15 protein-coding genes are annotated in these 16,622 nt (G+C 69.1%); 4 read left to right on the forward strand and 11 right to left on the reverse strand.

Annotated elements, in window-relative coordinates:
- Nucleotides 1-51: 51 nt before the first annotated feature.
- The gene (locus IE302_RS15005; RefSeq protein ID WP_191255133.1) at nt 52-789 is read left to right on the forward strand and encodes a hypothetical protein; all 738 of its coding nucleotides are present in this window, start codon (nt 52-54) and stop codon (nt 787-789) included.
- Nucleotides 790-810: 21 nt separating this feature from the next.
- Here IE302_RS15005 and prfA read toward each other — a convergent pair whose 3' ends face one another.
- Nucleotides 811-1,881 carry a peptide chain release factor 1 gene (gene prfA, locus IE302_RS15010; protein ID WP_191255134.1) on the reverse strand — a complete coding sequence of 357 codons (1,071 nt, stop codon included), beginning with the start codon at nt 1,879-1,881 and terminating at the stop codon, nt 811-813.
- An 89-nt stretch (nt 1,882-1,970) separates the two neighbouring features.
- A complete protein-coding gene (gene rpmE / locus IE302_RS15015) occupies nt 1,971-2,198 on the reverse strand; it encodes a 50S ribosomal protein L31 (RefSeq protein WP_007028345.1) in 228 nt (75 codons plus the stop codon).
- Between the two features lie 223 nt (nt 2,199-2,421).
- On the opposite strand from rpmE, the gene IE302_RS15020 reads away from it, so the two are divergent.
- Nucleotides 2,422-2,967 (forward strand): CHAP domain-containing protein, encoded by a 546-nt coding sequence (locus IE302_RS15020; protein WP_191255135.1) that lies wholly within the window; start codon nt 2,422-2,424, stop codon nt 2,965-2,967.
- Nucleotides 2,968-3,195: 228 nt separating this feature from the next.
- Here IE302_RS15020 and IE302_RS15025 read toward each other — a convergent pair whose 3' ends face one another.
- The 7 genes from IE302_RS15025 to argS form a co-directional block, all read right to left on the reverse strand.
- Nucleotides 3,196-3,735, reverse strand: coding sequence for an AAA family ATPase (locus IE302_RS15025; protein ID WP_191255136.1), 540 nt, complete (start codon nt 3,733-3,735; stop codon nt 3,196-3,198).
- A gap of 84 nt (nt 3,736-3,819) precedes the next feature.
- Nucleotides 3,820-5,820 carry a transcription termination factor Rho gene (rho, locus tag IE302_RS15030; protein ID WP_191255137.1) on the reverse strand — a complete coding sequence of 667 codons (2,001 nt, stop codon included), beginning with the start codon at nt 5,818-5,820 and terminating at the stop codon, nt 3,820-3,822.
- A gap of 419 nt (nt 5,821-6,239) precedes the next feature.
- Nucleotides 6,240-7,121 (reverse strand): homoserine kinase, encoded by an 882-nt coding sequence (thrB, locus tag IE302_RS15035; protein ID WP_191255138.1) that lies wholly within the window; start codon nt 7,119-7,121, stop codon nt 6,240-6,242.
- Nucleotides 7,118-8,179: a threonine synthase gene (thrC, locus tag IE302_RS15040; RefSeq protein WP_191255139.1), complete on the reverse strand. Its 1,062-nt coding sequence runs from the start codon at nt 8,177-8,179 to the stop codon at nt 7,118-7,120. The genes thrB and thrC overlap by 4 nt, the downstream gene beginning before the upstream one ends.
- Nucleotides 8,176-9,486, reverse strand: a complete 1,311-nt coding sequence (locus tag IE302_RS15045; protein WP_191255140.1) for a homoserine dehydrogenase — start codon at nt 9,484-9,486, stop codon at nt 8,176-8,178. Before IE302_RS15045 ends, thrC begins: the two co-directional genes overlap by 4 nt.
- Nucleotides 9,487-9,489: 3 nt before the next feature.
- A complete protein-coding gene (gene lysA, locus IE302_RS15050) occupies nt 9,490-10,923 on the reverse strand; it encodes a diaminopimelate decarboxylase (protein ID WP_191255141.1) in 1,434 nt (477 codons plus the stop codon).
- Between the two features lie 6 nt (nt 10,924-10,929).
- Complete coding sequence (gene argS / locus IE302_RS15055; RefSeq protein ID WP_191255142.1) at nt 10,930-12,585, reverse strand: arginine--tRNA ligase; 1,656 nt, start codon at nt 12,583-12,585, stop codon at nt 10,930-10,932.
- 203 nt (nt 12,586-12,788) lie between these two features.
- Between argS and IE302_RS15060 the strand changes: the two genes are divergently transcribed.
- Both IE302_RS15060 and IE302_RS15065 read left to right on the forward strand, forming a co-directional pair.
- A complete protein-coding gene (locus tag IE302_RS15060) occupies nt 12,789-13,589 on the forward strand; it encodes a thioredoxin-like domain-containing protein (RefSeq protein ID WP_191255604.1) in 801 nt (266 codons plus the stop codon).
- Nucleotides 13,590-13,597: 8 nt separating this feature from the next.
- Nucleotides 13,598-14,311 carry a DUF305 domain-containing protein gene (locus IE302_RS15065; RefSeq protein WP_191255143.1) on the forward strand — a complete coding sequence of 238 codons (714 nt, stop codon included), beginning with the start codon at nt 13,598-13,600 and terminating at the stop codon, nt 14,309-14,311.
- Between the two features lie 91 nt (nt 14,312-14,402).
- Here the strand turns inward: IE302_RS15065 and IE302_RS15070 are convergent, their stop codons facing one another.
- A complete protein-coding gene (locus IE302_RS15070; RefSeq protein WP_191255144.1) occupies nt 14,403-15,320 on the reverse strand; it encodes a cation diffusion facilitator family transporter in 918 nt (305 codons plus the stop codon).
- Nucleotides 15,321-15,471: 151 nt separating this feature from the next.
- Nucleotides 15,472-16,596: an epoxide hydrolase family protein gene (locus IE302_RS15075; protein WP_191255145.1), complete on the reverse strand. Its 1,125-nt coding sequence runs from the start codon at nt 16,594-16,596 to the stop codon at nt 15,472-15,474.
- Nucleotides 16,597-16,622: the final 26 nt, after the last annotated feature.

Raw genomic sequence — 16,622 nt, forward strand, 5'->3', positions numbered from 1 at the left:
CGCCCGTAGGATTGCCGCACCCGCACTCGCCGAAGGGCCTGCCGAATAGTCATGGATCTCCGGGAAACGGAAGTCGTCACGCGGATATCCGCGAATATCGAAACCGATGATTTCGCCGCGGCCGCCGCGCTGAGCGAACGCTTCATCGGTGACTTCGAGGCCACCGAGCTGGAGATCTGCCGGGCGGATCCCGAAGGCGGCTGGAAGGGCTACCTGGTCTCCGTCGGCTATCGCACGCCTCCGGCGGACGGCGAAGAGCTCACCGAAACACTGCACCGAGCCGCGATGCCCGCGCTTTTCCACTTCGGCCTGAATACGGAATTCTTCGAAATCCACGGCACGCCGGACACCGGGCAATACGGAAGTTACGAGGCGTATGACACCCCGGCGGACGGATTCACGCTCTACTCGCTGATGGCCACTGTCGGCGGCACCGACCCCCGCGAGCCCGCGTACGTCACCAGGCACGATTTCACCCCGCGCGCGGATACCGACGTCATTTCCCGCGTGCATCTTTACGTCCCCACCGGCGATCTGCGTCTGGCCGTGGAGCTGTGCGGCCGTCCCGCGACCGACCTTTCGGCGTCGCTGGTCCGGATCAGCACGGACGCGGGGCCTTGCGAAGCGGTCCTGCTGTCGGCGTTTCCGGCGCTTGCCGGAGAAAGCGGTGAAGCGGCGCTCAGCCGGGTCACGAACGAGATCACCGAGAGGCTTTCCCAGGTGAGCATGTCCGTGCGGGCCATCCACACCGGCCTGGAGGATGATCCGTTCGCCACCGAACCCGACTAGCGGGCCGGCGGCGGACGTCTGTCAGCCGGCGTGGGCGGCGAGCCGTTCTTCGCGATCCGCGGTGATGAGCGCGTTCAGCACGCCGTCGAGGTCGCCGTCGAGGACCTGGTCCAGGTTGTACGCCTTGTAGTTCACCCGGTGGTCGGCGATGCGGTTCTCGGCGAAGTTGTAGGTGCGGACCCGCTCGGAGCGGTCGACGGTCCGGACCTGCGAACGACGCGCGTCCGACGCCTTCGCGGCGGCCTCTTCCTCGGCGATCGCCTGGAGGCGGGCCTGCAGCACCTGCAGGGCGCGGGCGCGGTTCTGGATCTGCGACTTCTCGTTCTGGCACGAGACGACCACGCCGGTCGGGAGGTGCGTGATCCGCACGGCCGAGTCGGTCGTGTTCACGCTCTGGCCGCCGGGGCCGGACGAGCGGTAGACGTCGATCCGCAGGTCGTTCGGGTCGATCTCGACCTCGACGTCCTCGGGTTCGGGGTAGATCAGCACACCGGACGCGGAGGTGTGGATGCGGCCCTGCGATTCGGTGGCGGGCACGCGCTGCACGCGGTGCACCCCGCCCTCGAACTTCAGCCGCGCCCAGACGCCGTCGACGTCGGCCGACCGGCTCTTGATCGACACGGTGACGTCCTTGAAGCCGCCGAGGTCCGAGTCGACGGAGTCGAGCACCTCGGCCTTCCAGCCGTGACGCTCGGCGTAGCGCAAGTACATGCGCAGCAGGTCGCCGGCGAACAGCGCCGACTCCTCGCCACCTTCACCCGATTTGATCTCCATGACCACGTCGGAGCCGTCGTACGGGTCGCGCGGCAGGAGCAGTTCGGTGAGCTTGGCTTCGAGCACGGGGATCTTGGCGGAGATCTCCTCGGCCTCGGCCGCGAAGGCCGCGTCTTCCGCCGCCAGTTCCTTCGCCGTTTCGAGGTCTTCGCGGGCGGTGTCGAGCTCACGAACGGTCTTCACGACCGGGCTCAGCTCCGCGTAACGACGGCCGAGCTTACGTGCGCGCGCCTGGTCGGCGTGCACGGACGGGTCGGCCAGCTGCTCTTCCAGCTGGGCGTGCTCTTCGAGCAGACCCTTGAGCGAACTCGAATCCACCACTCCACCTCTCGACGGCCCGGGCAAAACATGGCTGCAACACCAAAACGGCGCCTACCCGGACATGCGGGTAGGCGCCGTCGATCAAGCTACTTGGCGTCTTCGGCCTTCTTGCGCTTGCCGTAGCGAGCCTCGAAGCGCGCGACGCGGCCGCCGGTGTCCATGAGCTTCTGCTTGCCGGTGTAGAACGGGTGGCAGTTCGAGCAGATCTCGACGTGGAGGTTGCCGGAGGTCTTGGTGCTGCGCGTGGTGAATTCGTTGCCACAGTCACAGTTCACGTGCGTGACGACGTACTCGGGGTGAATACCGCTTTTCATGGTGTCCTCTCTCGTTGGCCCCGGGTCCCCGTACGGGGTGAACCGGTGCCGGACTTCAGCGGATGATTTTGCCAGATGTGCTGGCAGTGGCGTCAACGCACCCCTCCCCCGGCATATTCCACCACGTTGAGTTATCAACTATCGACGCCCGGTTGTACGAAATTTGTACTTGATCACGAGACCGTCCTCGCTGTTGGTAATTCCTCAACAGGAGGTACTGATCATGCGCACCATCCTCGCCAAGGTGGCGAAGCCGGCGTCCGTCGCCGCGCTGGCCATCGCGGCCCTCGCCATGGCTCCGGTCGCCGGGGCCGCCCCGGCCGCCCCCGAAGCGGGCGCCACCATCACCGCCGCCGACATCAACCCGGCCGCGGGAACGTTCACCACCGTGCCCGAAGGCGACCTCTCGATCCAGGGCGCCGGTGACGGCACGCCCGCCGGCGCCGTCCAGTGGTTCAAGAACCACGCCGGCTCCACCGCGTACCAGGGCCTCTGCGAAAAGGCCGTCGAAAACGCGTACGGGACCACCGGCGTCTGGGCCTCGGCCAACGCGCACTGGAACGGCGCGAGCCCGAAGCACACGACCGGGACGCCGCCGAAGGGCTCCTTCGTGTACTGGAACATCAGCCAGTGGGGCCACGTCGGCATCGCCGACGGCTCCGGCGGGATCTACGCCTCCAGCATCGGCGGCAAGATCGGCCACGCTTCGAGCGTGAACTACTTCAACAACTACCGCGGCTGGACCCCCGCGGCCGTTCCGCACCGCTGAGCACTCGGGTCTCTCAGTTGGCGCGCTGAAGCGCGTGAAGGCCCCCTTCCCTCGGTTGAGCCGAGGGAAGGGGGCCTTCACGCGCTTCAGGGAGTGGGGGGTGAGCTCCGGCTTCGGATGTTGTGAAAGCCACTTTCGCAACGTTGAACGTTGTGAAAGTGGCTTTCACAACGCGCCGCCCCACCAGACCGCGCCGAGCCGAGGGGGTCGTGAGTGGTAAGTGTCGTTCTAACCCCACTTACCACTCACGAGGGCCAGCCAGCGTTTCGTCGCGCGTGGCGAGGTCAGCCGCACCACCGGCACCGCCGGATCAGCGATCCAGCCGCGGATCGTGCGCCGTTTGCGGGCGAAGGACCGGAAGTGCCAGACGATGATCGAGTCGCGGGAGAGCATCCCCCGCAGCGTTTCGACGTTGCCGTTGCAGATTCGGCGACGCGTGACGCAGCGCACCACGGTCCGGCGCACCAGCCTGCTCAACGAGACCCAGCGCGGATAGTCGAGCGCCACGATCAGTTCGGCGCGGGGCAGCGCGATGTCGCGCCATTTCGCGAACATTCCGTCGATGATCCAGCTGTCCTCGGCGACCAGGAGCGCGACCCGGCGCCGCTGTTCGTCGTCGGGAACGGGGACCCAGCCCTGCTGCCAGGCGAGGTCGTCGTCGACCGAGTGGTACGGCAGCCCAGTCCGCTCGGCCAGTCCCCTGGCCAGCGTCGACTTGCCCGAACCGGTGACGCCGTACACGACGATCCGCCCCGGTACCGCACCCACTTGGCCTCCCCGCATCAGACGCAGCGAAGGGGCCCTTCACCGCATCGGATGCGGTGAAGGGCCCCTTCGGTTCAGCTACGAAACTCAGTCGTCGTCGTTCGAGCCGAGGGCCGTCTTCGAGACCTGCATGAGGAACTCGATGTTGGTCTTCGTCTTGCGCAGACGCGAGATGAGCAGGTCGATGGCCTGCTGCGAGTCCAGCGCGTGCAGCACCCGGTGCAGCTTGTGGGTGACCGCGAGCTCGTCCGGCGAAAGCAGCAGGTCTTCCTTGCGGGTACCGGACGGGTTGATGTCCACCGCGGGGAACACGCGCCGCTCGGCGATCTTCCGGTCGAGCTTGAGGTCCGCGTTCGCGGTCCCCTTGAACTCTTCGAAGATGACCGTGTCACCGGTGGACCCGGTCTCGACCATCGTCGTGGCGAAGATCGTCAGCGAACCGCCGTTCTCGATGTTGCGCGCCGCGCCGAGGAAACGCTTCGGCGGGAACAGCGCCGTCGAGTCGACACCACCGGAGAGGATCCGGCCGGACGCCGGGGCCGCCAGGTTGTAGGCACGGCCCAGACGGGTGATCGAGTCGAGCAGCACGACGACGTCGTGGCCCATCTCGACCAGGCGCTTCGCCCGCTCGATGGCCAGCTCCGCGACCGAGGTGTGGTCGGACGGCGGGCGGTCGAAGGTCGAGGCGATGACCTCACCCTTCACCGACCGCTGCATGTCGGTGACCTCTTCCGGACGCTCGTCCACGAGCACGACCATCAGGTGGCACTCGGGGTTGTTCGTCGAGATCGCGTTCGCGATGTCCTGCATGATCGTCGTCTTACCGGCCTTCGGCGGCGACACGATCAGCGCGCGCTGTCCCTTGCCGACCGGCATCACCAGGTCGATGACGCGGGTGGTGAGCTTGTGCGGCTCGGTCTCGAGGCGCAGCCGCTCGTTCGGGTACAGCGGGGTCAGCTTGGTGAACTCGGGACGGCGCTTGGACTCGTCCGGCTCCAGGCCGTTGATCGAGTCGACGCGCACCAGCGGGTTGAACTTCTGCCGCTGCTGCTCGCCGTCACGCGGCTGGCGCACGACACCGGTGATGGCGTCACCGCGGCGCAGGCCGTACTTGCGGACCAGCGAAAGCGAGACGTACACGTCGTTCGGCCCGGCGAGGTAGCCCGAGGTACGCACGAACGCGTAGTTGTCGAGCACGTCCAGGATGCCCGCGACGGGCAGCAGGACGTCGTCCTCGCGGATCTCGGTGTCGGGCGAACCGCCCTGCTCGCGGCCGCCGCCGGAGCCCCGGCGGCGACGGTCGCGGAAGCGACGGCCGCGACGGCCGCCTTCCTCGTCGTCGTCACCCTGCTGGCCCTGGCCCTGACGCTGGCTGTTGTCCTGGCCGCCGCCCTGCTGGTTGCGCTGGCGGTTGTCCTGGCCGCGGTTGTCGCGGTTGCCGTCACGACCGCCGTCGCGGTTGCCCTGACGGTTGCCGCCCTGCTCGCCGCGGTCACCCCGGTCGCCGCGCTCGCCACGGTCACGCTGCTGGCCGCCCTGCTCGGGCGAACCCGCGGCACGGTTGGAGCCGCGGCGACGACGGCTGCGGCCGCCCTCTTCCTGCTGAGACTGGCCGTCCTGCGGCCCGTTCTCCTGCTGCGCGGGCCGCTCGGCGGCGGGCGCGGAGCCGTTCTCCGAAGACTTTTCAGCCTTTTCAGCCCTATCGGCCTTCTCGGCGCGAGGGGCCTCGGCCGGGGCGGTCTCCGCCTTCGGCGCTTCGGCCTTCGGAGCCTCCTGCTTCGGGGCCTCCGTCTTGGGCGCTTCGGCCTTCGGGGCCTTGCGCGGTGCATCGATCCCCTCGAGCGGAAGCGTTTCGCTCGCCGCCGCGGGGGACTTGCGCTTGGTCTTGCCCTGGCGCTCGCGGATCGCCGCGATCAGGTCGCCCTTGCGCATCCCCGTGGTCTCGCCGATGCCGAGGTCCCCAGCGATCGAGCGCAGTTCGGCGACGGTCTTGCCGGTCAAGCCGCCGACCGTGCGCTTGGGAGCGACGGCGCCGTTCGACTCGGCGGCGCCACCTTCGACGTCGCTCAAAAGATCGGTGTTGCTCACAAATGTCCTTCCTGACCGATCCACGCCTCCAGGTGGATCAGCGGACCGCCGCTCGCGTCCGATTGCGAAACGGCGTAATTGGCCCCCGATACGGGCGAGCAACTCCTCGGCCGTGTTGAACACAGCTAGAAGGCCTCCAGCACAGGGATTTGCGTCCTCCAAATGGAGGAAGCGGAATTCGGCACCGCCGGAACCGGGAACCCGCCTGCGTCCATCCGCTACTCCCCGCTTGCCAGGCGGTGTGCGGAACTGGCGGATCAACGAAGGATGCGGGCCAAGGATGACACTGGTCACCTGGACCGGCACCGGGTGCGGAAACGCACGGTGATCGAACGCCCCCGAGGGTAGACCGCGCCACGGCCGGGTGCAACAACCACCCCCCGCGTGGCGGGACGGTGCTCCGGCATGTGACCGAGGCTTTACTGAGCCGCAACCTGCACGCCGCCCGGATCGATCGGCAGCTCGGTGACGTCGAAAGACGTAACGTCGACACCCGCCGGGAGTATTCCCCCGGTGGTCAGCGCGAGCACGGTCGGACCGGCTCCGGAGATGGCCGCCGCCACCCCTTCGGCCCGCAGCGCGCGCACCAGTTCGCTGCTCGCGGGGTACGCGGACGCCCGGTAGTGCTGATGGAGCCGATCTTCGGTCGCGGAGAGCAACAGGTCGGGGCGCGCGGTGAGCGCGTGCACCGCGAGCGCCGCGCGGCCCGCCGTGAACGCCGCGTCGGCGTGCGGGACCTGCGCGGGGAGCAGTCCTCGCGTCGCGTCGGTCGAGGAGCGCAGCGCCGGGACGGCGACCACGGGCCGGATGTCGTGATGCGGCTGGAGCCGTTCGGCGCGGAACCGCTCGCCCTCGTTCCAGGCGACCACGAAACCGCCCAGCAGGCTCGCCGCCGCGTTGTCGGCGTGTCCTTCGAACCCGGCGGCCAGCTGCAGCGCGTCGTCGTCCAGGGCCTTCTCCGCCAGCGCGTACGCCGCCGCGACGCCGGTCACGACCGCGGCCGCGGACGAGCCGAGGCCGCGGGCGTGCGGGATGGCGTTGAAGCAGCGCAGGTGGACGCCGGGCGGCCGGAGGCCGAGATGCTCGCAACCACGCCGGAAGGCCCGGATCACCAGGTGCGATTCGTCGGTCGGGACGTCGTCCACGTCACCGGCGCCGGCGTCGGTGACCTCGATCTTGAGCCCGGCGTCGGTGATCAGGAGTTCGACTCGGTCGTAGAGCGCGAGCGCCAGGCCCAGCGTGTCGAACCCCGGGCCGAGGTTCGCCGAGGACGCCGGGACCTTGATCTTGAGCAGCGTCATCGCAGGTCCAGCGCGGCGGCGACGGCGGTCGGGTCGACGGCGAGCGGTTCGACCTCGACGTTGCCCTCCAGCGCCGTGGCCGGGTCCTTCAGGCCGTGTCCGGTGACGGTGCACACGACGGTCGAGCCCTTCGGCAGGCGCCCGTCGGCGGCCGTGGCGAGCAGGCCCGCGACGCTGGTCGCCGAAGCGGGCTCGACGAACACGCCTTCCTTGCGGGCGAGCAGCCGGTACGCCTCGAGGATCTTCTCGTCGGTGATCGCTTCGAACAGCCCGGCGGACGCGTTCTTCGCCTTCATCGCGCCGTCCCAGGACGCGGGGCTGCCGATGCGGATCGCGGTCGCGATCGTGTCCGGATCGGTCACCGGCTCGCCGTGCACCAGCGGCGCGGCACCGGCCGCCTGGAAACCGAACATCCGCGGGGTGTTCTTCACCACACCGTCGCCCGCGTACTCGGAATACCCCGCCCAGTAGGCGGTGATGTTGCCCGCGTTGCCGACCGGCAGGCAGTGGATGTCCGGCGCCTGGCCGAGCACGTCGCAGATCTCGAACGCGGCCGACTTCTGACCGGCGATGCGCACCGGGTTGACCGAGTTGACCAGGGTCACCGGGTAGTCGATCGCGGTCTTCTGCGCCAGTTCGAGGCAGTCGTCGAAGTTGCCGTCCACCTGCAGGATCCGCGCGCCGTGCAGGACGGCCTGGGCGAGTTTGCCCATCGCGATCTTGCCCTGCGGGACGAGGACCGCGCAGGTGAGCCCGGCACGGGCCGCGTACGCCGCGGCCGACGCGGAGGTGTTGCCGGTGGAGGCGCAGATGACCGCCTTGAGCCCGCTGGCGAGCGCGTGCGTGATGGCCACGGTCATCCCGCGGTCCTTGAACGACCCGGTCGGGTTCGCGCCTTCGACCTTGAGGTGGACCTCGCAACCGGTCAGTTCCGAGAGGTGCGGAGCGGGCAGCAGCGGGGTGTTGCCCTCCCCGAGGGTGATCACCTTCGCGCCGGCCGGGACCGGGATCCGGTCGGGGTAGGCCCGGATGATTCCAGGCCACGGTTGGGAAATCACTGGTCTTCGCCTTCCACACGCATCACACTCACGACCTGGTTCACCACATCGAGCTTGGCAATGTCGTCCACAGTGGACCGCAATGCCGCGTCCGGCGCCAGGTGGGTGACCACGACCAGGCTGGCCGTGTCGTTGGCGTCGCGCTGCCGCACCGCGGCGATGCTGACTCCGTGCCCGGCGAACGCCTGGGCCACCTGGGCGAGCACGCCCGCTCGATCGGCCACGTCGAGACTGACGTGGTACCGCGTCGGCGTCTGGCCCATCGGCCTGACCGGGAGCGCGGCGTGCGCGGATTCGCGCGGGCCACGGCCGCCGACGACCCGGTTTCGAGCCACCGCGACGAGGTCGCCGAGCACGGCACTCGCGGTCGGCGCGCCACCGGCGCCCTGACCGTAGAACATCAGCTCACCGGCGGCGTCGGCCTCGACGTAGACGGCGTTGTACGCGCCGCCGACCCCGGCGAGCTGGTGACCGCGCGGGATCATCACCGGATGCACGCGCGCCGAAACGGATTCGGTGCCGTCGTCGGAGGTGACGCGCTCGCAGATGGCGAGCAGTTTCACCGTGCGGCCCAGCACGTTCGCCGCGGCGAGGTCCGACGCGGTCACGTCGGCGATGCCTTCGCGGTGTACCTCGGACGCGGTCACGCGGGTGTGGAACGCGAGCGAGGCGAGGATCGCGGCCTTGGACGCGGCGTCGTAGCCGTCGACGTCGGCCGTCGGGTCCGCCTCGGCGTAACCGAGCCTGCTGGCCTCTTCCAGCGTTTCCGCGTAACCGGCGCCGGTGGAGTCCATCGCGGACAGGATGTAGTTGGTGGTGCCGTTGACGATGCCCATCACGCGGGTGATGCGGTCGCCCGCCAGCGATTCGCGCAGCGGGCGCAGCAACGGGATCGCCCCGGCCACGGCCGCCTCGAAGTACAGGTCGACGCCTGCCGCGTCGGCCGCCTCGAACAGCTCCGCGGAGTGCTCGGCCATCAGCGCTTTGTTCGCCGTGACAACGGATTTCCCGGCCTTGAGCGCGTCGAGCAGCCACTCGCGCACCGGCTCGATGCCACCGACCAGTTCGACGACGACGTCGACGTCCGGGGAGGTGACGAGCTTCGTCACGTCGGAGGTCACCAGTTCCGGCGGCAGCTCGGGGTGCTTGTCGGGGCGCCGCACCGCGATGCCCGCCAGCTCCACCCTCGCGCCCGCCCTGGCGGCGAGCTCCCCGGCCTGCTCGGTGAGCAGCCGGACCACCTCGCCGCCGACCGTCCCGCAGCCCAGGAGGGCGACCCTGATCACGCGTCCGTCCACAGTAGACACTTGCTAGACCTCCAGGCGCAGCATGTCGTCCGTCGTCTCCCGCCGCAGCAGCACGCGGGAGCTGCCGTTGCGCACGGCCACCACCGCGGGCCGCGGCTGCCGGTTGTACCCGCTGGCCATCGAGTAGCAGTACGCCCCGGTGGCCGCCACGGCGAGCAGGTCGCCGGGAGCCAGGGTGTCGGGCAGCCAGCAGTCACGGACGACGATGTCGCCGGACTCACAGTGTTTTCCCACGACCCGGGACAACGCGGCGGCGACCTGGCCGTCGCCGTCGTCGTCGGACGTCCGGGAGACGAGACGGCAGTCGTACACCGCGTCGTAGAGCGCAGTGCGGATGTTGTCGCTCATCCCGCCGTCGACGCTGACGTAGCGCCGGGCGGCCTTGTCGCCGAGCGAAACGTCCTTGATCGTGCCGACCTCGTACAGCGTGATCGTGCCGGGACCGGCGATGGCGCGGCCCGGCTCACCGGCGATCTTCGGCACCGGGAGACCCGCGTACTCGCATTCCTTGCGGACGATCTCGCGGATCTGCGTGATCATCTGCGCGGGCGGCGGCGGGTTGTCCTTGTCGGTGTAGGCGATACCGAAACCGCCGCCGAGGTCGACGATGGCCAGCTGGTCGAGCAGCTCGGCGCCGTGCTCCTTGGCGAGTTCGGCCAGCAGGCCGACCACGCGGCGGGCGGCGACCTCGAAGCCGTCGGCGTCGAAGATCTGCGAACCGATGTGGCTGTGCAGCCCGATCAGCTTGAGCGAAGGCGCGTTGAGCACGCGGCGCACGGCCTCGGCCGCGTCACCGGAAGCCAGCGAGAAACCGAACTTCTGGTCCTCGTGCGCGGTCGCGATGAACTCGTGGGTGTGCGCCTCGACGCCGACGGTGACCCGGATCAGCACGTTCTGCACGATGTCGTGCCGGGCGGCCACATCGGCCAGCCGCGCGATCTCGAAGTAGGAGTCGACCACGACCGTGCCGACGCCGGCCTCGACCGCGGCTTCCAGTTCGGACAGCGATTTGTTGTTGCCGTGGAAGGTGATCCGCTCGGCCGGGAAGTCCGCGCGCTGCGCGACGGCGAGTTCGCCGCCGCTGCAGACGTCCAGGCTCAGCCCCTGCTCGGCCACCCAGCGGGCGATCTCGATGGACAGGAACGCCTTGGACGCGTAGTGCACGAGCGCCGGGTCGTCGAACGCCTCGGCGTAGTCGGCGCACCGGGACTTGAAGTCGGCCTCGTCGACGACGAACAGCGGCGTGCCGTACTTCTCGGCGAGTTCGCGGACGTCGACGCCCGCGATGCGCACGACGCCGTCACCGCCGCGGAAAGTGTTGCGGGGCCAGACTTTCGGGTACAGCCTGTCGAGTTCTTCGGGACTCGACGGCGGGAAACCGGAGGCGTCGGCGTGGGGGTAGACGTCGGCGTGGCGGGGGCCCGCGGGGTGAGCCATTCTTCGTTACATCCGTTCCGGAGCAGAGACACCGAGCACGTTGAGGCCGTTCGCCAGCACCTGGCGGGCGGCCTGGCAGAGCGCGAGCCGGGCGAACGTGAGGGGGGTGGCCTCTTCGTCGCCCTGGGGAAGAACACGGCCGACCGTGTAGAACTTGTGGTACGCGCCGGCGAGTTCTTCGAGGTACCGGGCGACGCGGTGCGGTTCGCGCAGCTGTGCGGCCCGGCGGAGGACGGTCGGGAATTCGCCGATCGTCCTGATCAGATCGCCCTCGGCGGGCAGCGTAAGCAGGCCGAAGTCGACGGCGCCATCGATTTTCAGGCCGAGGTCGGCGGCGTTGCGCTGCAGCGAGGCCAGCCGCGCGTGGGCGTACTGGACGTAGTAGACCGGGTTGTCGTTGGAGTGCTTGCGAAGCAGGTCGAGGTCGATGTCCAAAGTAGAATCGACGGAGTAGCGGATCAGCTCGTAGCGGGCCGCGTCGACGCCGACGGTGCCGACCAGGTCCTCCATGGTGATCACGGTGCCGGCGCGCTTGCTCATCCGGACCGGCTTGCCGTCGGAGACCAGGTTGACCATCTGGCCGATCAGCACCTCGACCACGGCCGGGTCGTCGCCGAACGCGGCCGCGGCGGCCTTGAGCCGGGCGATGTAGCCGTGGTGGTCCGCGCCGAGCATGTAGATGCAGAGGTCGAAGCCGCGCTTGCGCTTGTCCTGGAAGTAGGCGAGGTCGCCGGCGATGTAGGCCGGGTTGCCGTCCTTCTTGATGACGACGCGGTCCTTGTCGTCCCCGTGCTCCTTGGACTTGAGCCACCAGGCCCCGTCCTCGAAGTACAGGTTCCCGGAGTCCTTCAGCCGCTGGACCGACGACGCGACCGCGCCGGAGGAGTGCAGCGAGTTCTCGTGGAAGTAGACGTCGAAGTCGGTGCCGAAGTCGTGCAGGCTCTGCTTGATCTCGGTGAACATCAGCTCGATGCCGACCCGGCGGAACGTCTCGGCCCGCTCGTCCTCGGGCAGCGAAAGCGCGCTCGGCTCCTGGCGGATGACCTCGGCGGCGATGTCGTTGATGTAGCCGCCCGCGTAGCCGTCCTCGGGGGCGGGCTCGCCCTTGGCGGCGGCGATCAGGGACCGGACGAAGCGGTCGATCTGCGCGCCGTGGTCGTTGAAGTAGTACTCCCGGGTGACCTGGCCGCCCTGCGCGGACAGCACGCGGCCCAGCGCGTCGCCGACCGCGGCCCAGCGGGTGCCGCCGAGGTGGATCGGACCGGTCGGGTTCGCCGAGACGAATTCGAGGTTGATCTTGACGCCGGCCAGGGCGTCGCCGAGGCCGTACTCCGCGCCGCCGTCGAGCACCTGCTGGACGATCTGGCCCTGCGCGTCGGCGGCGAGCCGCAGGTTGAGGAAGCCCGGCCCGGCGACCTCGGCCGAGTCGATGCCGTCGGTGGCGGAGAGGGCCTCGGCCAGCGCGTCGGCGAAGTCGCGGGGCTTCATGCCCGCCTTCTTGGCCACCTGCAGCGCCAGGTTGGTCGCGTAATCGCCGTGCTCGGGGTTGCGGGGACGTTCGATCGTCACCTTCTCCGGCAGCACGGAATCGTCGAGGCCGCGCGCGGTGAGAACCTGCACGGCTGAGTTACGGACCAGGTCGGCGAGAGCTGCGGGAGTCACTCGCGGAATTCTAGGTGTCAGCAGGTCGGCGCCTCGCAGCGACCGCCGGAAGGTGTGAGCCAAGCCGGTGATCTTCTGGCTGTTCACGGTGATCAGACGCGCGGTCTCTACACTGGCCCGCGCAGGGACCACCCCCTTTGGAGAACGCAGGAGCCATGGCTAACGGGACAACCAGAAAAAAGGGCGCGTCGTCGAAGAACGCCATGAAGGCCGCCCGTAGTTCCGTCGTGTCCAAGAAGGGCACGCCCTGGGGCACGATCATCGCGGTCGTCGCGATCGTCGCCCTGGCTGCCTCGGTGGTCACCTATTACATGGTCGCTTCGGCGCCGAAGCGCGAGCAGAAGACCCGTGAAGAGGCCGCGGCCGCCTTCGCGCCTTCGCAGCAGGACCCGGATCCCTCCAAGCGGATCAACGGCGTGACCACGGCCACCTACGAGGGATCCGTGCACGTCACGGCCGCCGAGCGCGTCGCCTACGACAAGACCCCGCCCTTCGGCGGCCCGCACGACCAGGCCTGGGCCGCGTGCAACGGCGTCGTCTACGAGAAGGCCGTCCGCAACGAGAACATGGTTCACGGTCTCGAGCACGGCGCGGTCTGGATCGCCTACAACCCGGCGCAGATCTCCGGTGACGCGCTGGAGCTGCTGCGGGTCCGCGTCGAGGGCAAGCCGTACACGGTGATGTCGCCGTACCCGAACCTCGACAAGCCGATCTCGCTGCAGTCCTGGGGCCACCAGCTGAAGCTGGACAGCGCCTCCGACGAGCGGATCGACCAGTTCATCGCGGCGCTGCGCACCAACCCGTTCGGCGCGTACCCCGAGCGTGACGCCACCTGCGACGCGCAGATCGAGCCGGGCGACTTCGACCCGACCCCGCCGGGGCCGGACGCGAAGCCGATGGACTACAAGGGCACCGCGGGCACCCAGCAGGACCAGCCGGGCGCCGGCCAGAGCGGCATGCCGTCCGCGCCCGCCACCCAGCCCTCGGCGCCCGCGAGCAAGTAGTGAGCCAGATGGACCCCGATCTCCAGTACGTCGACGAACCCGGCGACGAGGTGCCGCGCTCGGCCAAGAGCCGGTGGCTGGTGATCGGGGCCGCCCTGGTCGTCATGCTGATCCTGGGCTTCGGCCTCGGCGCCCTGACGACCAGGCTGATCGACTCCGAGCCGGAGCAGACGACCCCGGGTGCGGGTTCGGTCGAGGTCGGCTTCGCGCAGGACATGTCGGTGCACCACCTCCAGGCCGTCACCATGGCGGGCTGGGCGCGGGACCACACGACCGATCCGGCGATCAAGACCCTCGCGTTCGACATCGAGCGCACGCAGACCGGCCAGGTCGGCCGGATGAAGGGCTGGCTGGGCCTGTGGGGCCAGCCCGAGCAGACGACCGGCGCCTACATGACCTGGATGACCGAGCCTTCAGGCCACGGCGGACACGGTGGCGCCGACATGAAGCCGTCGAACGGCGCCCCGATGCCGGGGATGGCGACGTCGGCCGAGCTGGCCAAGCTGCGTTCGCTGACCGGCAAGGAGATGGACGTCTTCTTCCTGCAGCTGATGCTGCGGCACCACATGGGCGGGACCGAGATGGCCCAGTACGGCAACGACCACACGTCCATCGCGGACGTGAAGTCGCTGACGCAGAGCATGCTCGTGTCGCAGGGCGCGGAGATGACGCTGATGAAGAACCTCCTGCAGGAGCGCGGCGCCTCACCGCTCCCCGCCTGACGCCACCCTGGCACTTCCGGATGTCATGAAAGGGCCGTTCAAGACGTTTTTCGTCTTGAACGGCCCTTTCATGACATCCGGCGGGGAGCGGCTACCAGGAGAGTTCCCGGCACCGTTGCGCGCATTGGGGCACTTCTATCTGCAGGGTCGCGTGCTCGATCGAGTAGCGGCTCGCCAGGAGGTTCTGCGCCTCCGTCAGTACCTCCGCCTGCTCCACGGTCGGCGCGATGGTGAGGTGCGCCGAGGCGACCTCCATCCCCGACGTCAGCGTCCAGACGTGCAGGTCGTGGACGTCTTCGACGCCCTTCAGCCCACCCAGTTCGGCCTGGATCCCGGCGACGTCGACGCCCTTCGGCGCGTGCTGGAACAGGATCCGCAGCGCGCGCCGGGCGAGCGCGTACGTGCGGGGCAGGACGAACAGGCCGATCGCGACACCGATGATCGGGTCGGCGTAGCGCCAGCCGGTCAGCAGCGTGATCGCACCGCTCAGCAGCACGCCTACGGAGCCGATCAGGTCGGCGAGGACTTCGAGGTACGCGCCCCGGACGTTGATGCTCTCCTCCGCGCCCTTGCGCAGGATCAGGAAGGAGACGATGTTCGCGACGAGGCCCGCGGCGGCGGCCAGCAGGACCGGCAGGCCGGGCACGGCTGGCGGGTCGCTGATCCGGCCGATGGCCTCGACCAGCACGTAGCCCGCGACGCCGAACAGCAGGATGGCGTTGCCCAGCGCCGCGAGCACCTCGGCCCGGTAGAAGCCGAACGTGCGGGTGAGCGTCGGACCGCTGCGCCGGGCCAGGAGGATGGCCGCCAGTGCCATGCCGACACCCAGGACGTCGGTGAACATGTGCGCGGCGTCGGAGATCAGCGCGAGCGAGCCCGTGGCGAACCCGACGATGAACTCCATCACCATGAAGCCCGCACCGATGACCAGGGCGATCGTCAGGCTCTTGAGGTAGCGGCCTGACGCGCTCGACGGCGAGGTCGTCCCATGCCCGTGCCCGTGACCCATTGCTCCGCCTCTCGTGAAGTCGACAGGCCGAATATATTGTCACATGCGCATATGTGCAATACAGGTGAGCCTAAGTTCACCATGTCTTAAGCCACACACGGAATCCATCCCCCAGGAGGGCCTTCCCGAAACCTGAAACCACCACGCACCGCTACCGGAGCGACCGGAAGAACCCCCGCAGCTGACCGACGAAGGTCTCCGGCTGCTCGAACGCGGCGAAGTGGCCACCCTCGTCCAGCACCTCGTACCAGCGAAGATCGGTGTAGCGCAGCTCCGCCCAGCGCCGCGAAGGGCGGATGATCTCGCGCGGGAAGATCGAGATACCCGAAGGAACTTCAATCGCGGAGACGTCCCGCTCCTTGTTCTCCCAGTAGATCCGAGCCGACGAAGCCGCCGTCCCGGTGAACCAGTAGACGGAGATCGCGTCGAGCATCCGCCGCCACGAGAGCGCGGTCTCCGGCGAGCCGTCGTTGTCGGTCCACTCCCAGAACTTCTCGGCGATCCACGCCGCCTGCGCCGCGGGCGAGTCGGTGAGGCCGTAGCCGACCGTCTGCGGCCGCGTGGCCTGCTGCTGCGAATACGCGGACCCGACCTCGCGGAACCGCGCGAGGTCTTCGATCGCCGCCCGCTCGTCCGCGGTCGGCTCACCCAGCTCGGCCGCGTCGTACGGGACACCCGCCATGTTCACGTGGACGGCGATCACCCGCTCCCGCGCGACCTTGGCGAGCATGTTCGTCACCCCCGCGCCCCAGTCGCCGCCCTGCGCGACGTAGCGCTCGTACCCGAGCCGCCCCATCAGCTCGTCCCACGCCCGGGCGATGCGCTCGACGTTCCACCCCGTCGACGACGGCTTGTCGCTCCAGCCGAAGCCCGGCAGCGACGGCGCCACGACGTGGAACGCGTCCGCCGGGTCGCCGCCGTGCGCCGCGGGATCGGTCAGCGGGCCGAGCACGTCGAGGAACTCGACAACCGAACCCGGCCAGCCGTGCGTGAGCACGAGCGGCGTCGCGTCCGGCTCGGGCGAGCGGACGTGCAGGAAGTGGATCCCGAGACCGTCCACAGTGGTCTTGAACCCCGGGAAAGCGTTGACCCGGCCGGCCAGGCCGAAGTCGTAATCCTCCGCCCAGTAGCGGCACAGCTCGCGCGCGAACTCCAGCGGGACACCCTGCTCCCAGCCGTCCACGGTCGCCGGCTCCGGCCAGCGCGTGGCACGCAGCCGGGCCCGCAGATCTGCGATGTCGGCTTCGGGAATCCGGACTTCGAACGGTTCGATCACGACGTCCTCCAGTTCGTTGGTCCCAC

The organism is Amycolatopsis oliviviridis (genome assembly GCF_014654365.1).
GTDB lineage: Bacteria > Actinomycetota > Actinomycetes > Mycobacteriales > Pseudonocardiaceae > Amycolatopsis > Amycolatopsis oliviviridis.